16 protein-coding genes are annotated in these 16,411 nt (G+C 72.6%); 9 read left to right on the top strand and 7 right to left on the bottom strand.

Translation table 11 applies throughout. The annotated features are described in order from the left end of the window. The 4 genes from ACZ6AA_RS36880 (at nucleotide 1) to fabF (ending at nucleotide 3,637) form a co-directional block, all read left to right on the top strand. Nucleotides 1–912 (top strand): ACP S-malonyltransferase, encoded by a 912-nt coding sequence (locus ACZ6AA_RS36880; protein ID WP_468449523.1) that lies wholly within the window; start codon nucleotides 1–3, stop codon nucleotides 910–912. 22 nt (nucleotides 913–934) lie between these two features. After that, complete coding sequence (locus ACZ6AA_RS36875; protein WP_468449524.1) at nucleotides 935–1,936, top strand: beta-ketoacyl-ACP synthase 3; 1,002 nt, start codon at nucleotides 935–937, stop codon at nucleotides 1,934–1,936. Between the two features lie 72 nt (nucleotides 1,937–2,008). Next, a complete protein-coding gene (locus ACZ6AA_RS36870) occupies nucleotides 2,009–2,257 on the top strand; it encodes an acyl carrier protein (RefSeq protein ID WP_030358543.1) in 249 nt (82 codons plus the stop codon). 117 nt (nucleotides 2,258–2,374) lie between these two features. Beyond that, nucleotides 2,375–3,637: a beta-ketoacyl-ACP synthase II gene (gene fabF / locus ACZ6AA_RS36865; RefSeq protein ID WP_468449525.1), complete on the top strand. Its 1,263-nt coding sequence runs from the start codon at nucleotides 2,375–2,377 to the stop codon at nucleotides 3,635–3,637. A gap of 69 nt (nucleotides 3,638–3,706) precedes the next feature. On the opposite strand, the gene ACZ6AA_RS36860 is transcribed toward fabF, so the two are convergent. Beyond that, the gene (locus ACZ6AA_RS36860; RefSeq protein ID WP_380857411.1) at nucleotides 3,707–4,201 is read right to left on the bottom strand and encodes a DUF3145 domain-containing protein; all 495 of its coding nucleotides are present in this window, start codon (nucleotides 4,199–4,201) and stop codon (nucleotides 3,707–3,709) included. Nucleotides 4,202–4,553: 352 nt separating this feature from the next. Here ACZ6AA_RS36860 and ACZ6AA_RS36855 point away from each other — a divergent pair, with 352 nt between their 5' ends. Next, nucleotides 4,554–5,465, top strand: a complete 912-nt coding sequence (locus ACZ6AA_RS36855) for an SGNH/GDSL hydrolase family protein (protein WP_468449526.1) — start codon at nucleotides 4,554–4,556, stop codon at nucleotides 5,463–5,465. Here the strand turns inward: ACZ6AA_RS36855 and ACZ6AA_RS36850 are convergent. Together ACZ6AA_RS36850 and ACZ6AA_RS36845 are read right to left on the bottom strand one after the other, a co-directional pair. Next, nucleotides 5,440–5,829: a RidA family protein gene (locus ACZ6AA_RS36850; RefSeq protein ID WP_468449527.1), complete on the bottom strand. Its 390-nt coding sequence runs from the start codon at nucleotides 5,827–5,829 to the stop codon at nucleotides 5,440–5,442. The genes ACZ6AA_RS36855 and ACZ6AA_RS36850 overlap by 26 nt on opposite strands. 102 nt (nucleotides 5,830–5,931) lie before the next feature. Further along, nucleotides 5,932–6,861 carry an NAD(P)-dependent oxidoreductase gene (locus ACZ6AA_RS36845; protein ID WP_471462848.1) on the bottom strand — a complete coding sequence of 310 codons (930 nt, stop codon included), beginning with the start codon at nucleotides 6,859–6,861 and terminating at the stop codon, nucleotides 5,932–5,934. Nucleotides 6,862–6,919: 58 nt separating this feature from the next. Here ACZ6AA_RS36845 and ACZ6AA_RS36840 point away from each other — a divergent pair, with 58 nt between their 5' ends. After that, nucleotides 6,920–7,879 carry a LysR family transcriptional regulator gene (locus ACZ6AA_RS36840; protein WP_468449529.1) on the top strand — a complete coding sequence of 320 codons (960 nt, stop codon included), beginning with the start codon at nucleotides 6,920–6,922 and terminating at the stop codon, nucleotides 7,877–7,879. 335 nt (nucleotides 7,880–8,214) lie between these two features. Beyond that, nucleotides 8,215–9,453: a pyroglutamyl-peptidase I gene (locus ACZ6AA_RS36835; RefSeq protein WP_468450158.1), complete on the top strand. Its 1,239-nt coding sequence runs from the start codon at nucleotides 8,215–8,217 to the stop codon at nucleotides 9,451–9,453. On the opposite strand, the gene ACZ6AA_RS36830 is transcribed toward ACZ6AA_RS36835, so the two are convergent. Further along, on the bottom strand, nucleotides 9,440–10,279 hold the full coding sequence (locus ACZ6AA_RS36830; RefSeq protein WP_468449530.1) for an EI24 domain-containing protein: 840 nt from the start codon (nucleotides 10,277–10,279) through the stop codon (nucleotides 9,440–9,442). The genes ACZ6AA_RS36835 and ACZ6AA_RS36830 overlap by 14 nt on opposite strands. A gap of 167 nt (nucleotides 10,280–10,446) precedes the next feature. Here ACZ6AA_RS36830 and ACZ6AA_RS36825 point away from each other — a divergent pair, with 167 nt between their 5' ends. Next, nucleotides 10,447–13,017 carry a M14 family zinc carboxypeptidase gene (locus tag ACZ6AA_RS36825; protein ID WP_471462846.1) on the top strand — a complete coding sequence of 857 codons (2,571 nt, stop codon included), beginning with the start codon at nucleotides 10,447–10,449 and terminating at the stop codon, nucleotides 13,015–13,017. A 211-nt stretch (nucleotides 13,018–13,228) separates the two neighbouring features. Here the strand turns inward: ACZ6AA_RS36825 and ACZ6AA_RS36820 are convergent, their stop codons facing one another. Next, nucleotides 13,229–13,657, bottom strand: a complete 429-nt coding sequence (locus ACZ6AA_RS36820; RefSeq protein ID WP_468480898.1) for an organic hydroperoxide resistance protein — start codon at nucleotides 13,655–13,657, stop codon at nucleotides 13,229–13,231. 90 nt (nucleotides 13,658–13,747) lie between these two features. Continuing rightward, a complete protein-coding gene (locus tag ACZ6AA_RS36815) occupies nucleotides 13,748–14,782 on the bottom strand; it encodes an NADP-dependent oxidoreductase (protein WP_468449533.1) in 1,035 nt (344 codons plus the stop codon). A gap of 131 nt (nucleotides 14,783–14,913) precedes the next feature. On the opposite strand from ACZ6AA_RS36815, the gene ACZ6AA_RS36810 reads away from it, so the two are divergent. Beyond that, nucleotides 14,914–15,360 (top strand): MarR family winged helix-turn-helix transcriptional regulator, encoded by a 447-nt coding sequence (locus ACZ6AA_RS36810; RefSeq protein ID WP_468449534.1) that lies wholly within the window; start codon nucleotides 14,914–14,916, stop codon nucleotides 15,358–15,360. An 84-nt stretch (nucleotides 15,361–15,444) separates the two neighbouring features. Here the strand turns inward: ACZ6AA_RS36810 and ACZ6AA_RS36805 are convergent, their stop codons facing one another. Continuing rightward, nucleotides 15,445–16,230 carry an SCO2400 family protein gene (locus tag ACZ6AA_RS36805; RefSeq protein ID WP_468449535.1) on the bottom strand — a complete coding sequence of 262 codons (786 nt, stop codon included), beginning with the start codon at nucleotides 16,228–16,230 and terminating at the stop codon, nucleotides 15,445–15,447. Nucleotides 16,231–16,411: the final 181 nt, after the last annotated feature.

The following is a 16,411-nucleotide window of genomic DNA, read 5'->3' as shown; positions in this document are numbered from 1 at the left end:
GTGCTCGTACTCGTCGCTCCCGGCCAAGGCGCTCAGACGCCCGGCTTCCTGACTCCCTGGCTCGACCTCCCCGGTGCCGCCGACCGGCTCGCCGCCTGGTCGGACGCCATCGGGCTCGACCTCGCCCACTACGGAACGCAGGCGGACGAGGACGCGATCCGTGACACCGCCGTGGCGCAGCCGCTGCTCGTGGCCGCCGGCCTGCTGTCCGCCGCGGCACTGGGTGACATCGCGCCCGGCGCCGTCGCCGGGCACAGCGTCGGCGAGATCACGGCCGCCGCGTACGCCGGTGTGCTCACCGAGGACGAGGCCCTGCGGTTCGTGCGCAAGCGCGGCCTGGCCATGGCCGACGCCGCCGCCGTCACCGAGACCGGCATGGCCGCGCTGCTCGGCGGCGACCCGGAGGTCACCCTCCCGCACCTGGAGAAGCTGGGCCTGACCCCGGCGAACGTGAACGGCGCGGGCCAGATCGTGGCCGCGGGCACCCTGGAGCAGCTCGCCGCCCTGGCGGAGGACAAGCCCGAGGGCGTCCGCAAGGTGGTGCCCCTCAAGGTCGCGGGCGCCTTCCACACGGAGCACATGGCGCCCGCGGTGGCGACCCTGGAGACGGCCGCCGCCGGTCTCGCGCCCGCCGACCCGCGGCTCACCTACATCTCCAACCGCGACGGCAAGCCGGTCGGCGCCGGTGCCGACGTGGTCTCCCGCCTGGTCGGCCAGGTCGCCAACCCGGTCCGCTGGGACCTGTGCATGGAGACCTTCAAGGAGCTCGGTGTGACGGCGCTGATCGAGGTGTGCCCCGGCGGCACCCTGACCGGTCTCGCCAAGCGCGCGCTCAAGGGCGTCAAGACACTCGCGGTGAAGACCCCCGAAGACCTCGACGCGGCCCGCACGCTCGTCGCCGAGCATTCCTGAGCGAGACAAGGAGCCGTAGCGCATGTCGAAGATCAAGCCCAGCCAGGGCGCCCCGTACGCGCGGATCATGGGCGTCGGCGGCTACCGACCCACGCGGGTCGTGCCGAACGAGGTCATCCTCGAGACGATCGACTCGTCCGACGAGTGGATCCGCTCCCGCTCCGGCATCCAGACCCGCCACTGGGCCTCCGACGAGGAGACCGTCGCCGCGATGTCCGTAGAGGCGTCCGGCAAGGCCATCGCGGACGCGGGCATCACGCCCGAGCAGATCGGCGCCGTGATCGTCTCCACCGTCTCGCACTTCAAGCAGACCCCGGCCATCGCCACCGAGATCGCGGACAAGCTCGGCACGGGCAAGCCCGCCGCGTTCGACATCTCCGCGGGCTGCGCCGGCTTCGGCTACGGCCTGACCCTCGCCAAGGGCATGGTCGTGGAGGGCTCCGCCGAGTACGTCCTCGTCATCGGCGTGGAGCGGCTGAGCGACCTCACCGACCTGCACGACCGGGCGACGGCGTTCCTGTTCGGCGACGGCGCGGGCGCGGTGATCGTGGGCCCCTCCAAGGAGCCGAGGATCGGCCCGACGGTCTGGGGTTCGGAGGGCGACAAGTCCGACACGATCAAGCAGACCGAGTCGTGGGAGGCGTACCGCAACGGCGCCCCCGACAAGTTCCCTGCCATTACGCAGGAGGGCCAGGCGGTGTTCCGCTGGGCCGTGTTCGAGATGGCGAAGGTCGCCCAGCAGGCGCTGGACGCGGCCGGAATCACCGCGGACGACCTGGACGTCTTCATTCCGCATCAGGCCAACGAGCGGATCATCGACTCGATGGTGAAGACTCTGAAACTGCCGGAGCACGTCACGGTCGCCCGTGACGTGCGCACCACCGGCAACACCTCGGCCGCCTCGATTCCGCTCGCTATGGAGCGGCTTCTGGCGACCGGTGAGGCGAAGAGCGGCGACACCGCGCTCGTCATCGGCTTCGGGGCGGGTCTCGTGTACGCCGCCACGGTCGTTACCCTCCCCTAGGCACCCGCTGCGGATCTTCGGATCCACGCGGCTGCCGCCACACCCTCTGGATACATACGAAGGAGCGCCAACATGGCCGCCACTGAGAAGGAGATCGTCGACGGTCTCGCCGAGATCGTCAACGAGATCGCCGGCATCCCGGTCGAGGACGTCCAGCTGGACAAGTCCTTCACCGACGACCTCGACGTCGACTCGCTGTCCATGGTCGAGGTCGTCGTCGCCGCCGAAGAGCGCTTCGACGTCAAGATCCCCGACGACGACGTCAAGAACCTGAAGACCGTCGGCGACGCGACGAAGTACATCCTCGAGCACCAGGCCTGACAACAGGTCCGAGCCTGACGACCGCAGGCTCGTGCCGGCCGGGGCTTTTGCCAGCCGCCACCCGGCGGTGGCGCCGCCGCATCCGCATCTGAACCAAATCGTGGAGAGAGAAATCCAGTGAACTCGACCAATCGCACCGTGGTCGTCACCGGTATCGGCGCAACCACACCGCTGGGTGGCGACGCGGCATCGACCTGGGAGGGTCTGCTCGCAGGCCGTTCCGGGATCAGCCTCATCGAGGAGGACTGGGCGGCCGAGCTGCCGGTCCGCATCGCCGGGCGGATCGCCGTCGAGCCGACGGAGACCATCCCGCGCCCGCAGGCCCGCAAGCTCGACCGCTCGGCGCAGTTCGCGCTGGTCGCGGCCGACGAGGCCTGGAAGGACGCGGGCTTCACCGCGAAGGCGGGCGAGGACACCGCTGTCGACCCCGACCGGCTCGGCGCGGTCATCGCCTCCGGCATCGGCGGCGTGACGACCCTCCTCGACCAGTACGACGTGCTGAAGGAGAAGGGCGTACGCCGCGTCTCCCCGCACACGGTTCCCATGCTGATGCCCAACTCGCCCGCGGCGAACGTCGGCATCACCCTGAACGCCCGCGCCGGGGTGCACACCCCGGTCTCGGCCTGCGCGTCCGGCGCGGAGGCCATCGGCTACGCGATCGAGATGATCCGCACCGGCCGTGCCGACGTCGTCGTCGCCGGTGGCACGGAGGCGGCCATCCACCCGCTGCCGATCGCCGCGTTCGGCAACATGATGGCGATGTCGAAGAACAACGACGACCCGCAGGGCGCGTCCCGCCCCTACGACCGCGACCGCAACGGCTTCGTGCTCGGCGAGGGCGCGGGCGTGATCGTCCTGGAGTCCGAGGAGCACGCCAAGGCCCGCGGCGCGCGGATCTACGCGGAGGCCGTCGGCCAGGGCATCTCCGCGGACGCGCACCACATCACGCAGCCCGAGCCGTCCGGCAACGGCATCGCCGCGGCGCTGCAGCACCTGGTCGACAACACCGGCCTGAAGCCCGCCGAGATCGTGCACATCAACGCGCACGCCACCTCGACCCCGCAGGGCGACGTCGGTGAGATCAAGGCGCTGCGCCAGGCGTTCGGCGACGACGTCGACCACATGGCGATCGCCTCGACGAAGTCGATGACCGGTCACCTCCTGGGCGGCGCCGGTGGCGTGGAGACCGTCGCGACGGTCCTCGCGCTGTACCACCGGGTGGCCCCGCCCACGATCAACGTCGACAACCTCGACCCCGAGGTCGACGCGGACATCATCCGCGGCGAGCCCCGCCCGCTGCCCGAGGGCACGATCGCGGCGCTGAACGACTCGTTCGGCTTCGGCGGCCACAACGTGGTCCTCGCCTTCCGAACGGTGTAACCACCGTCCGGTGTACGTACGCAGAAGGCCCACCCGGTCGCACCGGGTGGGCCTTCTGCGTACGTGCGCTCAGACGACCTGGTGCAGCCAGCGCACCGGGGCGCCCTCGCCCGCGTACCGGAACGGCTCCAGTTCGTCGTCCCAGGGCTTGCCGAGCAGCTTGGCCAGTTCGGCGGCCAGGTCGCTCTCACCGCTCTGGGAGCGGGCGAGGGCGGCGCGCAGCCGGTCCTCGGGGATCAGGATGTCGCCGTGGATGCCGGTGACGGCGTGGAAGATGCCGAGCCGGGGGGTGGCGCTGTAGCGCTCGCCCTCGGCCGACGCGCTGGGCTCGGCCGTGACCTCGAAGCGCAGCAGGTCCCAGCCGCGCAGCGCGGAGGCGAGCTTGGAGGCGGTGCCGGCCGAGCCCTGCCAGGAGAACTCGGATCTCCATGTGCCGGGCGCCGCGGGCTGTCGAATCCAGTCGAGGCTGACGCGTGCGCCGAGCACGCCCGCGACGGCCCACTCGACGTGCGGGCACAGCGCGCGCGGTGCGGAGTGCACGTACAGAACTCCACGTGTCGTCACCGGGACCTCCAGTGTGGGACGAGGTACGCCTTCCCCAGCGGCCTCGCGCCCGTGCCGAGCGATATTCCCCAAAAGCGGGGAAAGTCAAAAAAGGGGACAGATGTGACGTGATGTAATTTAGCGGAACCGAGAAAATCGGGTGCCACTGGGTCGCGAGGCTACCGTGCGGCGAGGCAAGGAGTGTGACGTACCGTCGGTCCGCATGCCGGGAACCCCCTGGGTTTCACTCGCTGGGAGGCCCGGAAACCCCCGGTTGGGTGTCCCGGGACCGCGCACGGGACATATGAGCACTCGGCGGGACGCAACCTGAACGGTCCGCGCGACGTCACGTTGGACGACAGAGGGGACGAGGATGCGGAATTCAAGGCACCGCGCACGGGCCGCCGTCGCCCTCGCGACGGCGGCTCTCACCGGTTTCGCCACGCTCACCGCGTGTGACGCGTCGGGCGGCGACTCCGCGGCGCCCGGCGGGTCGTCGGCCCAGGACAGAGCGGCCCCCAAGCGGGCCCCCGCCTGGGACACCAGCCCTCGTTCCCTCGCCGCCGTCGGCGACTCCATCACGCGCGGCTTCGACGCCTGCTCGGTGCTCTCGGACTGCCCCGAGGCGTCCTGGGCGACCGGCAGCGACGACGAGGTGCGCAGCCTCGCGCGGCGGCTGCTCGGCAAGCAGCGCGCGGCGACGCACAGTTGGAACTACGCCAAGACCGGCGCGCGGATGGCCGACCTCCCGGGGCAGATGCAGCGGGCGGCGGCGCGCGATCCGGAGCTGGTGACGGTGATGGCGGGCGCCAACGACGCCTGCCGGTCGTCGGCCGACGAGATGACCTCCGTCGCGGAGTTCCGCGCCGACTTCCAGGACGCCCTGCGGGCGCTGCGCCGCACCCAGCCCAAGACACAGGTGTACGTGGCGAGCGTGCCGGATCTGAAGCGGCTCTGGTCCACGGGGCGCACCAACCAGCTCGGCAAGCAGGTGTGGAAGCTCGGCATCTGCAAGTCGATGCTGGCCGACGCGGACAACATGGGCCGGGCGGCCACCGACCGGCGCCAGTCGGTGCAGGACCGCGTGGTGGCGTACAACAAGGTGCTCAAGGACGTCTGCGCGAAGGATCAGCGCTGCCGGTACGACGGCGGGGCCGTCTTCGACTTCCACTTCGACGGGGACCAGTTGAGCCACTGGGACTGGTTCCACCCCAGCAAGGACGGGCAGTCGCGCCTCGCCGAGATGGCCCACCGGGGGGTCACGGCCGCCCGGCCGGGCGGCTAGCGACCACCTCCACCTCGATCAGGGCCTCCGGCCTGAACAGCCGCGGGACCGACACCGTGGTGCTCGTCGGCGGTGTCCCGGTGAGGTAGGTGCGGCGCACGGCCGCGTAGCCGGGCAGGTCGTCCATGTCCGTCAGGAACGTACGGATGTTGATGATGTCGGCGAGCGTCGCGCCGTGCGCCTCCAGGAGGGCGGCGAGGGTCGCGAAGACGCCGTGGGTCTGCTCGGCGATGTCCGCGCCTTCGGCGATCTGTCCGGAGAGGTACAACAGGGCGCCGCCGTCGACGAGTTGGACGCGGGCGACCTGGGAGTAGGGGCCGAGGGGCTGGGGTGCGGTGGCGGGGTTGTCGAGGGTGACGTGCATGGGGCCGGGCTCCTGAAGTCGGGATGCGGGCAGGCTTGGGGGCGGGCCGGGGGTGGTGGCCCGTGGGCGGCTGCTGGTGGGTGGTGGGTGACTGGTGGTGCGTCAGGTGCGGGGCTTGCGGGTGTCGCGGATGTGGGTGACGGCCGCGGCGATGTCCTCGTCGGCCACGGCCGGGTCCGCCGCCGCGGCCTCGTAGTGGCCGAGGACCGCCTCCATCGCGGGCAGCCACGTCGTGCTCGTGGCGAGCGCCACGTCCTTCGCGGCGAGGCCGTTGCCGAAGTGCACGTCGGTGGCGAAGGCGCGGGCGACGGCGCCTCCGAGCGGCCCCTGTGCCAGGACGCCCCGCGCCACCTCCGGGTCCAGGCCCAGCGCGTCGGCCAGCGCCATCGACTCCGCGACCAGGGCGACCCCGCCGAGCACGGCGGTGTTCACGACGACCTTGAGCGCGGCGCCCGAGCCGAGGGGGCCGGTGCGGGTCACCGTGCCGAGGTGGGCCAGCAGGGGCTCGACGGCGGTGGCGTCGCCGCCCGCGAGGATGCCGAGCCGCCCCGCCGCGGCCTTGTCCGTGCTGCCCGCCACGGGCGCGTCGACCAGCGTGACGCCGTCCGGCACCCGCTCCCCCAGCTCCCGTACGGCGTCGGGCCCGACGGTCGACATCTCCACCCAGTGGACACCGACGCGCTCCCGCAGCACCGGCACGATCTCGTCGGCGACGTCCCGCAGCGCGTCCGGCCCCGCGAGCATCGTGATGACCACGTCGGCGTCGCGGACGGCCTCCGCGGGCGAGGAGGCGGGGCGTGCGCCCGCCGCGACGAGCGGTTCCGCCTTCGCGGCGGTGCGGTTCCACACGGTCAGCGGGTGCCCGGCGGTCAGGACGCGGTGGGCCATGGGGGCGCCCATGTGGCCGAGGCCGAGGAAGGCGACGCGCTGGTGCGGGGCGGGTGCGGGCCGGTCGGCCCGCACGGCCTGGTCCTGCTGATCGGTGCCGGGTTCCGTGTGCTGTTCCGTGCGCTGTTCCCTGTTCCGTTCCATGCGTACGACGCTAGGCCCGGGCAGGTGATGCCACAAGCGAATGCCTAGCATGGGAAGCATGCATGATCCGCATGCCCTGAGCGATACCGCGCGTGACGCGTCGAGCGACGTCGCGGCCGATGTGTCGACCGTCTGGCTGCGCGCGTTCGTGACGGTGGCCCGGCACGGGTCCTTCACCGCGGCCGCGCGGCGCCTGGGCTGGACGCAGTCCGCCGTGTCCCGTCAGATCGCCTCCCTGGAGGGCGCGTTGGGAGGCGCGCCGCTGTTCGACCGGCTGGCGCGCGGGGTGCGGCCGACCGCGCACGGGCGGGCCGCGCTGCCGCACGCGGAGGCCGCGCTGCGCCAACTCGGGCTGCTGCGGAGGGAGTTGGCGGACCTGGACGACGTGGCGGGCGGGCTGCTGCGGTTCGGGGCGTTCGCCACGGCGGACGCGGCGCTGGTGCCCCGGGCCATCGCGCTGTTCCGCGCCCGCCACCCCGGTGTGACCCTCGCGCGCGAGGAGGGCTTCACCGGGCCGCTGCTCGGGCGGCTCGCGGAGGGCGAGCTGGACCTGGCCGTCGTGTCGACGACGGGCGGCCCCCTCACCGATGACGCCTACGAGCTGCACCACCTGCTCGACGAGACGCTGTACGTGGCCGTGCCCGCGGGCCACCCGCTGGCGGCCGAGCCCCGCGTCGGCCTCGACCGGCTCGCCGCCGAGGACTGGATCTCCGGCAGCCCCGAACCGGCGGGCACCCTGCTCGACGCGGCGCTGCGGCACGGCTTCCGGCCCCGGATCGCGCACGTGGTCGGCGAGTGGACGGCCAAGCAGGGGTACGTCGCCGCGGGCCTCGGCGTGACCCTGGTCCCGGCGCTCGCGGCACAGGGGGCGCGGCCGGACATCGCCCTGGTGCCGGTGCGCGACGAGGGGGTACCCGCGCGGGTGGTGTACGCGGCGACGGCGCGGGGCCGGACGGCGCCGCCCGCGGTGGCCCCGTTCCTGGCGGCGCTGCGGGAGGCGGGCGGGGGCTCGGCGTAGCCCTGCGGCGGGGCGGACTGAGGGCTGGGGGTGCGTGCGGGACGTAAGGCCCCGGGCACACGCGGGACGTAAGGCTCGGGGTGCGTGCGGAACGCACGGCCCAGGGCGCGCACCGAACACACGACCCGGCGTGCCCGCGAAACGCACGGCCCACGCCACGCACCGAACGCAAGAACCGCAGCGCGCGCGGACCGCAAGGCCCGCGGCGGAATGCCCGGCGTGGAGGCATGGCGCCAACCACCCCCGTCCCGCGATACTTCGGCCACCTCACCTGCAACGGAAGGACTCTCGTGGCTACGTCCCCCACTCCCGGGATATCAGGCCGACGGCTCGGCGTGTACGGCGTGTTCGGTGCCGTGCTCCTCGCCGGGACGTTCGTACCGCCCGCGTCGGCCGCCGACGCCGTCCGGGCCGGCGCGCCCACCGTCGAGGAGCAGCGCCTCGACCGCGCGGCGCCCCAGGAGATCCTGCGGCGCGCCGGGTTCGACCGGGTCGCGCCCGACTTCGCGCGGGACCTCGGCCGTGTGCGCTCCTACGCGCAGGCGGAGCGGCTCGTCGTGCGCGAGGGGCAGGCGCTGTGGCGGCGGGCCGTGGACCGGGCGCAGGGGCGCGGGCCGCTGGGCGGGGACTTGAGCCGGGACGACGACCGACCGTTGTACTGGGCGCGGCTCGGGATGACGCGGGCACTGCGGGTCTTGGAGCCACGCGGGTTCGAGCTGGGGGACGACCGGCGGGAGCGGCTGCTCGGGAAGCTGGAGACGACGTCCCGGGGCCAGGACACGATCAGCTATCCCAAGGGCCACCGGATGAAGCGGGTCCTCGTGACCGGCTTCGACCCGTTCACGCTCGACCGCGACACCCGCATCAGCAACCCCTCCGGGGCCTCCGCGCTCGCCCTCGACGGCACCGTCGTCCGCACCGCCGAGGGTCCGGTGCGCATCGAGACGGCCGTGTTCCCGGTGCGCTGGACGGACTTCGCCGAGGGCGAGGTGGAGCGGGTCCTGCGGCGGCAGCTGCCACGCGTCGACCTGTTCACGACGGTGAGCCAGGGCCGGGTCGGCAAGTTCGACATCGAGCGGACCAACGGGGCCTGGCGGGGCGGGTTCGGGGACAACGAGAACCTGTCGAGCACCGGCACCGTGCCGGTCACCGACCCGGCCTCGCAGCCGCAGTGGACGACGACCACCCTCCCGTACAAGGACATCGTGGCGGCGGACACCGGGCGCTTCCCCGTGTACGACAACACGGCCGTGACCGAGATCCCGGCGGGCGGCAGCACTCCGGTGCAGCGGCCGGACGGGCCGACTCCGGGGTCGGTGGCGCGGGCGGGCGGCGGCGGGGACTATCTGTCCAACGAGATCGCCTACCGGGCCACGCTGCTGCGCGACCGGCTCGGGCTGCACGACCGGCTGCCCGGCGGCCATGTGCACACGCCCGTGCTCCAGTTCGGCGCCGGGAACACCGACCCGGCGACGGGCACGGTCACGGACGCGGAGTTCGTCCGCAACCGGGTCGACATCATCGGGCAGGTGCGGCAGATCGTGGTGACGGCCGTGGAGGCTAACGGGCGGTAGGCGCGCCCCGGCCGTCCGGCCGGGGAGTCCCGCTCGCGTCGCCGGAGTCGGAGTCGGCGTCGTCGTCGGAGTCGTCGTCGGCCCCGGCGTCCTCACCCATGAGGTCCCGTGCCATCAGCGTCGCCCCGGCGACCGCGCCCGGCATCAGGAACACGGCGACGAACGGCACCAGGAAGACGACCGCGAGCGGGGCGCCGAAGCCCCACGCCAGGGACTTGCGGGCCCGGAGCAGGGCCAGGCGGTCGCGCAGCCGCACACCGCGGCGCTGCAGCGCGACCGCCGTCAGCTCCTCCACCAGGAAGAAGCCGGTGACGAAGAAGCCGAGGACGGGGATCACGGTCTGGCCGACGACCGGCACGAAGCCGAGGCCGAAGAGCAGCACGCCCCAGATCGCGGCCCGTACGACGATGCGGAGGCTGTCGCGGACGGAGATGAGCAGCTCGCGCCAGAGCGGCAGGCCCGACTCGGGTGCGAAGCCCGCCACGGAGATGTCGACCTGCTCGGAGAGGGACTCGTAGAACGGCTCGCCGATCACCAGCGTCACCGCGGTGAAGGTCACCACGGAGAGCAGCAGGGCCAGGGCGAAGAGCAGGACCGTCAGGAAGCCGCGGAACAGGCCCGGCCACGGGTCCGACCAGTCGTCGGCGAACGGCGTCGCCCAGGAGACGAAGTCCGTGCCCCACAGGGCGAGCGCGACGAGCGCGCCCGCGTACAGCACGAGGGTGATCAGTCCCGGCAGCAGTCCCCATCCGAACTGCTTGCCGTGCTGGGCGACCCAGCGCTGCCCCTTCACCAGATAGCCGAATCCACGACCCAGTTCACGCATGCGGCACACCTTATCCGGCGCGCGGTGGCGGCCCGGGATCGGTGCGGGTGGGGTGGCTGTTTCGTGAATACCCCCTTGTTGCGCGCGATTTCACCCTGTAGACCTCCCCTACTGATCTCTCGACTGGTCCCTCGGGTCGGCGAACGGCCCACGCTTCGGAGGTACGTATGGGGATATCCCGCCCATCGAGACCCGTGCTCCTGACCGCATCCGCCGCCGCGGGCACGCTCCTGTTCACCGCGCTCACCCCCGGCGGCGCGAGCGCCGACCCCGCGCCCCGGCCGGTGATCCGCGACGAGGCCCCGCTGGACTCGCCCGACCGGGCCGCGCGGGCCCCGCAGAGCGCCGCGGAGCGCGCGCTCGACGACAGCGCGGGCGCCGCCCGCACCGGACAGGGCCGCGGCTATCCGCGCGAGCAGAAGCTGGCCGCGGTGCCGAAGAACCCGGCCGACAAGTCCATCAAGCTGGGCCTGACCCCGTACCACGCCATCGCGCCCCGGCTGAACAAGATCCAGGGCATCGGCGACCGGGTCAGCGTGGAGATAGCCGGGCGGTCGGCCGGAGGGCACGACCTGTATCTGGTGACGGTCACCGCGCCCGAGTCGGCGCGCGAGGCCGCCCGGCAGGAGAAGATGCGCGACCGCATCGAGAACGCGCCCTCGGCCGCCGCCAAGGACAAGGCACTGAAGTCCGCGTACAAGGCGCCGGTGTTCATCAACAACAACATCCACGGCAACGAGTGGGAGGGCACCGATGCCGCCCTGAAGCTCATCGAGAGGCTGGCGAAGGCCAAGGACGCCAAGACCCGCGACCTGCTCGCCCGCCACCGCCTCTACTTCAACGTCACGATGAACCCCGACGGGCGGATCGCGGGCACCCGCGAGAACGCCAACGGCTTCGACCTGAACCGGGACTTCATCACCGCGACCCAGTCCGAGACGCGCGCGGTGCGGCGGATCGCGATCGACAAGCAGCCCACGATGATGCTCGACCTGCACGGGTACGTGAACGGCACGCTCATCGAGCCGACCACCCCGCCGCACGGCGAGAACTACGAGTACGACCTGTTCCTGAAGAACAGCTACGCCAACGCCCTCGGCATGGAGAAGGCCGTCAACGGCCTCGGCTACACCGAGCAGAAGGACGGCGTGCTGCCCGCGGTCATCCCCTTCCGCGACCAGCAGGAGGGCTGGGACGACTGGCCGCCGATCTTCACGCCGCAGTACATGCCGTTCCACGGTGCGGTCGCGGCGCACACCATCGAGTTCCCGATGCAGGTCAACAACGAGGAGTACGACTCCCAGCCCGCCGCCGAGCTGCGCCGCCGCTCCGCCATCAACGTGGACATCGCGGGCGCGGCCATGAAGGCGACGCTCGACTACGCGCGCGGCCACCGCGCGTCGCTGATCGCCGACCAGATCGAGGTGTTCCGGCGCGGGGCCGCGGGCGCGCAGCCGGTGGAGATCTCCGAGGAGACCGTGCCGGGTGTGCCGGGCATCGGCCCGGAGGACGTCTACACGACCGAGTTCCCGCGTGCGTACGTCATCCCGGCGGGCAAGCGGCAGCGCTCCGCCGCCGCCACCGCCCGCCTGGTGGACCATCTCCTCGCCAACGACGTCCGCGTCCGGCGTGCCACCCGGGACTTCCGGCTCGGCAACACCTCGTACGCGAAGGGCTCGTACGTCGTCGACATGCGCCAGCCCAAGCGGGGCATCGCGAACGTGATCCTCGCGGACGGGCGGGACATCAGCGACAAGGTCTCCGCGATGTACGACATCTCGGGCTGGAGCCTCGGCCGGCTGTGGGGCGCGTCCGTGGTCTCCGCCCGCAAGGGCGACCCCGCCGCCGTGCCGTCGCGTTCCGTCCAGTCCGCTGCACGCGTCGGCTATGTCGCCCCGCGCGGTGACCTGCGCCTTCGCCTGGACGACCCCCGCGAGGTGGCCGCGCTCAACTCCCTCACCGGTGACGGTGTTTCAGTACGCCGGGCCGCCGACGGCGGCAGCGTCATCGTGCCGGGTTCGGCGCGGCGGGCCGCCCGGGACGCGGCCGGGAAGTACGACGTGGCGTTCTCCGCGACCAAGGCGCGCGGCAAGGACGTGGTGCGCCGCACGCGGGTCGCCGCGGCCGTGACGCCCGGGGAGCTGTTCGCGCTGCGGGAGATGAACTTCGACGTGCTGCCGGTGTCGACCGCCGTCCTCAACGACGGCTTCGACTGGCGCAGGGCCGACGTCCTCTTCGTGTCCTCCGGGCTCGACCGCGCCGAGCTCAAGCCCGCCGCGCGCAAGCGGCTCGACGCGTTCCTCGCCGGGGGCGGCGGGCTCGTCGGGCGGGGCGCCGGGGGTGTCGCCCTGAACGAGGCCGCGGGGCTCCTGCCCGTCACGGCCGTCCAGGGCAACGGCGACGCCAACGGCGTGGTCCGCGTGCGCAACGCCGGTGGCCCCGTGGCCGGTTCCGGCTCCGGGTACGGCTTCGTCTACGCGCCCCTGTGGTTCACGGGCCTCGGCGACGGCGTCCGGGTCGAGCAGGCCTACGCGGGCGGCAAGCCCCTGGTCTCCGGCCACTGGCGCGCCGACTCCTCCGGCGCGGGCGGCCCCGCCGACGCGGCCGGGGAGGCATCCGTGGTCAGCGGCACCCGCGGCTCCACCAAGGTCGTCCTCTTCGGCACCGAGCCATTGTTCCGGGGGCACCCGAAGGGGGTGTTCGCCGAGGTGGGGCGGGCGCTGTTCGGGGTGCGGTAGGCCTTGCCGGGGGCTCCCCAATCCCACCCCTACCCGATCCTGGGGCTCCGCCCCAGACCCCGCTCCTCAAACGCCGGAGGGGCTGGATGTGTCGCCGGTGCGGCAGATCTTTCAGCCCGTCCGGCGTTTGAGGACGAGGCGCGGAGCGCCGACAGCGGGGGTCCGGGGGCGCAGCCCCCGGTTTCGGGCAGGGGCGGGGTTGGGGAAAGGCTCAGGCGACCTTCAGGTCCACCTTGATGTTGCCGCGGGTGGCGTTGGAGTAGGGGCAGACCTGGTGGGCCTTCTCCACGAGGGACTGTGCCGTGGCGGCGTCCACGTTGGGGATGGAGGCGGTGAGTTCGACCTCGAGGCCGAAGCCGCCCTCGCCGTTCGCGCCGATGCCGACCTTCGCGGTGACGGTGGAACCGGAGATGTCGGCCTTCTCGCGGCGGGCGACGACGCCGAGCGCGCCCTGGAAGCAGGCGCTGTAGCCGGCGGCGAAGAGCTGCTCGGGGTTGGTGCCCGCGCCGCTGCCGCCCATCTCCTTCGGCGGGTTCACGACGACGTCGAGCTTGCCGTCGTCGCTGGCGACCCGGCCGTCGCGGCCGTTCTCCGCGGTGGCCACGGCGGTGTACTTGACGTCGATGTTCTGGATGGACATAACTGCCGATCCCTCCTGGGGTGTGCCGTGTCGCGCGCCCGCCGACCCGGCGATTGTGGAATTAGGTTATCGGATTGCGGAAGGTGAGGGTCACGCGTCCAGGGAGACGATCATCTTTCCGGTGTTCTCGCCGCGCAGCATGCCGAGGAAGGCCTCCGCGCCGCTCTCGATTCCGCGCGCGAACGTCTCGTTGTACTTCAGCTCGCCCGACCGCACCCAAGCCCCGACCTCGCGCACGAACTGCTGCTGGAGGTCCTGGTGGTCCTGGACGAGCATGCCCTGGACCCGGAGCCGCTTGCCGATGATCATGGCCATGTTGCGGGGGCCCGGCGTCGGCTCGGTGTCGTTGTAGCCCGCGATCATGCCGCAGATCGTGATCCGGCCGTGCACGTTCATGCGGCTGATGGCGGCTTCCAGGTGCTCGCCGCCGACGTTGTCGAAGTAGACGTCGACACCGTCGGGGGCGGCCTCCTTCAGCTGGTCGACGACCGGGCGCTCGTCGCGGTAGTTGAACGCCGCGTCGAAGCCGTACTCCTCGACGAGGAGCTTGACCTTCTCGTCCGAGCCCGCCGAGCCGATGACGCGCGCAGCGCCCTTGAGCCGGGCGATCTGGCCGACCTCGCTGCCGACGGCACCCGCCGCACCGGAGACGAAGACCGTGTCGCCCTCCTTGAAGGACGCCACCTCGAGCAGGCCCGCGTACGCCGTCAGGCCCGTCATGCCCAGCACGCCGAGGTACGCCGACAGCGGCGCCGCCTCCGGGTCCACCTTCGTCACGTACGACACGGGCACGGACGCGTACTCCCGCCAGCCCCCGAAGTGCAGCACGTGGTCGCCCACCGCGAAGCCGTCCGCGTTCGACGCCACGACGACACCGACCGCGCCGCCGTCCATGGGCTGGTCCAGCTGGAACGGCGGGATGTAGGACTTCACGTCGTTCATGCGGCCGCGCATGTACGGGTCGACCGAGAAGTACAGGTTCCGGACCAGGACGCGGCCCTCGGCGGGGGCCTCGACCGGGACCTCGCGGAGCGCGAAGTCCTCCGGGACCGGCCAGCCGTGCGGGCGACGCACGAGGTGCCAGGCGCGGCCGGTGGCCGGGAGCTGCTCGGGGGCTGCGGACATGAGGGGTGTCCTCCTCAGGCTGGGGGCGGCGGGGCCGGGAGCGGTCAGCTCGGAGCCCTAATGCTTCATGTTCTGAAATAAGCATGCGCTTCGATATTTCACGTTGTCAAGTAAATGGGTAACCTGGAGCCATGGCCACCCAGAACCCGGACACCCCCGCCCCGCGCGTCGATCCGCTGACCCTTGAGGTCGTGGAGCTGATCGGCGCCGTGGTCGCGCGCTACTACGAGGAGTACGACGTCGCCGCGGGCAAGCACGCGCTGACCGGCGCGCAGGCGCGGGTGCTCGGGCTGCTCTCGCTGGAGCCCATGCCGATGCGGCGCATCGCGCAGAAGCTGAAGTGCGAGCCGTCGAACGTGACCGGCATCGTGGACCGCCTGGAGGCGCGCGGCCTGGTGGAGCGGCGGCCCGACCCCGCCGACCGGCGCGTGAAGCTGGCCGCGCCGACGGAGGAGGGGCTCACGACCGCGCGCAGCCTGCGGGAGTCCCTGAACTTCGCGCGGGAGCCGCTGGCCGAGCTGTCCCGCACGGAGCGGGAGTCACTGCGGGAGCTGCTGCGGCGGATGCTCGGCGGCTGAGCACTCGGGGCATCGCCTCGGGGACACGCCCTGGGCGCACCGCCTCGGGAACACGCCCTGGGCGCACCGGCACGGCAACGCTCCCTACGTGCACCACCACAGGAACCGGTCGCACGTCTCCGACGGGCTCGGGTCCGGGTCCGGGTCGCTCGGGGGCTTCGTGGCGGACGGCTTCGGGTCCGGGTTCTGCGGGCTCGTGGTGGGGTTGCCCGAGGTCGGGTCCGGGTCCGGGCCGCCGGACGTGCCCGTGCCGCCGGTCGCCGTACCGGTGCCGCCGTCGGCACCCTGAGCGTCCCCGTCGGCGCCTTCGCCCTCGTCGCCCTCGGCGCCCTGGGTGCCCTTGCCGTCCTCGGCGGCCTTCCTGCCCTTGCCGTCCTTGCCGTCCTTGGCCGCCTTCTTCGCCGAATCCGACTCGGACGCCGACGGCGAACCGCCCGTCGACTCCGCCACCGGCTCCGCCGACGCCCCCACCCCCTGCCCGTCGCCCCCGGCCCCGGCGCCCTCCGACTCCCCCGCCGACTCCTCGCGGTCCCGAGCCGACGTCGTCTTCGAGTCGTCCGACGCGGACTCCGTGCCCAGCTCGGCCAGGCTCAGGCCACCGGCGGCGAGCGCGACGCCCGCGGCGATCAGGATGACCTTGCGGCGCCTGCGGCGGTGCTGGGCTGCCCGGCGGCCGCGCTCCCTGCGGCGGCCGCGACCCCGGACCCGGCCGCCCGCCGAGGGCTCCTCGTCCGTCTCGTCGAGGCCGTCGGGCTCGTCCTGGGCGGCGAGCGCCTCCGCGTACTCACGGCAGGCTTCGGCCGGGGTGCCGCACCCCGGGCAGGCGAGGGCGCCGTTGAGGTGCCGGTGGCACGCGTGGCAGTAGTCCATGAGGCATGGAGGCTAGGTCCCGCGCCGGTACGGAGGAAGCCGAAGCTGTGAATGTTGTGTGCGAGGTCGATCTTTTCCGCGTGTCCTCGCGTCGGAGCGCGCCCGGCACTGTACGGCAGGGCAGGCTTCGCCCGAATTGCCGCACGGGGAGAGCCGGGGTTCGGCCCGGGCCGGGCCGAGG

It is taken from the genome of Streptomyces sp. NPDC040610 (genome assembly GCF_055594065.1).
Note: the sequence above shows the minus strand (reverse complement) of the source record. Positions and strands in the feature narration are given on the sequence as shown.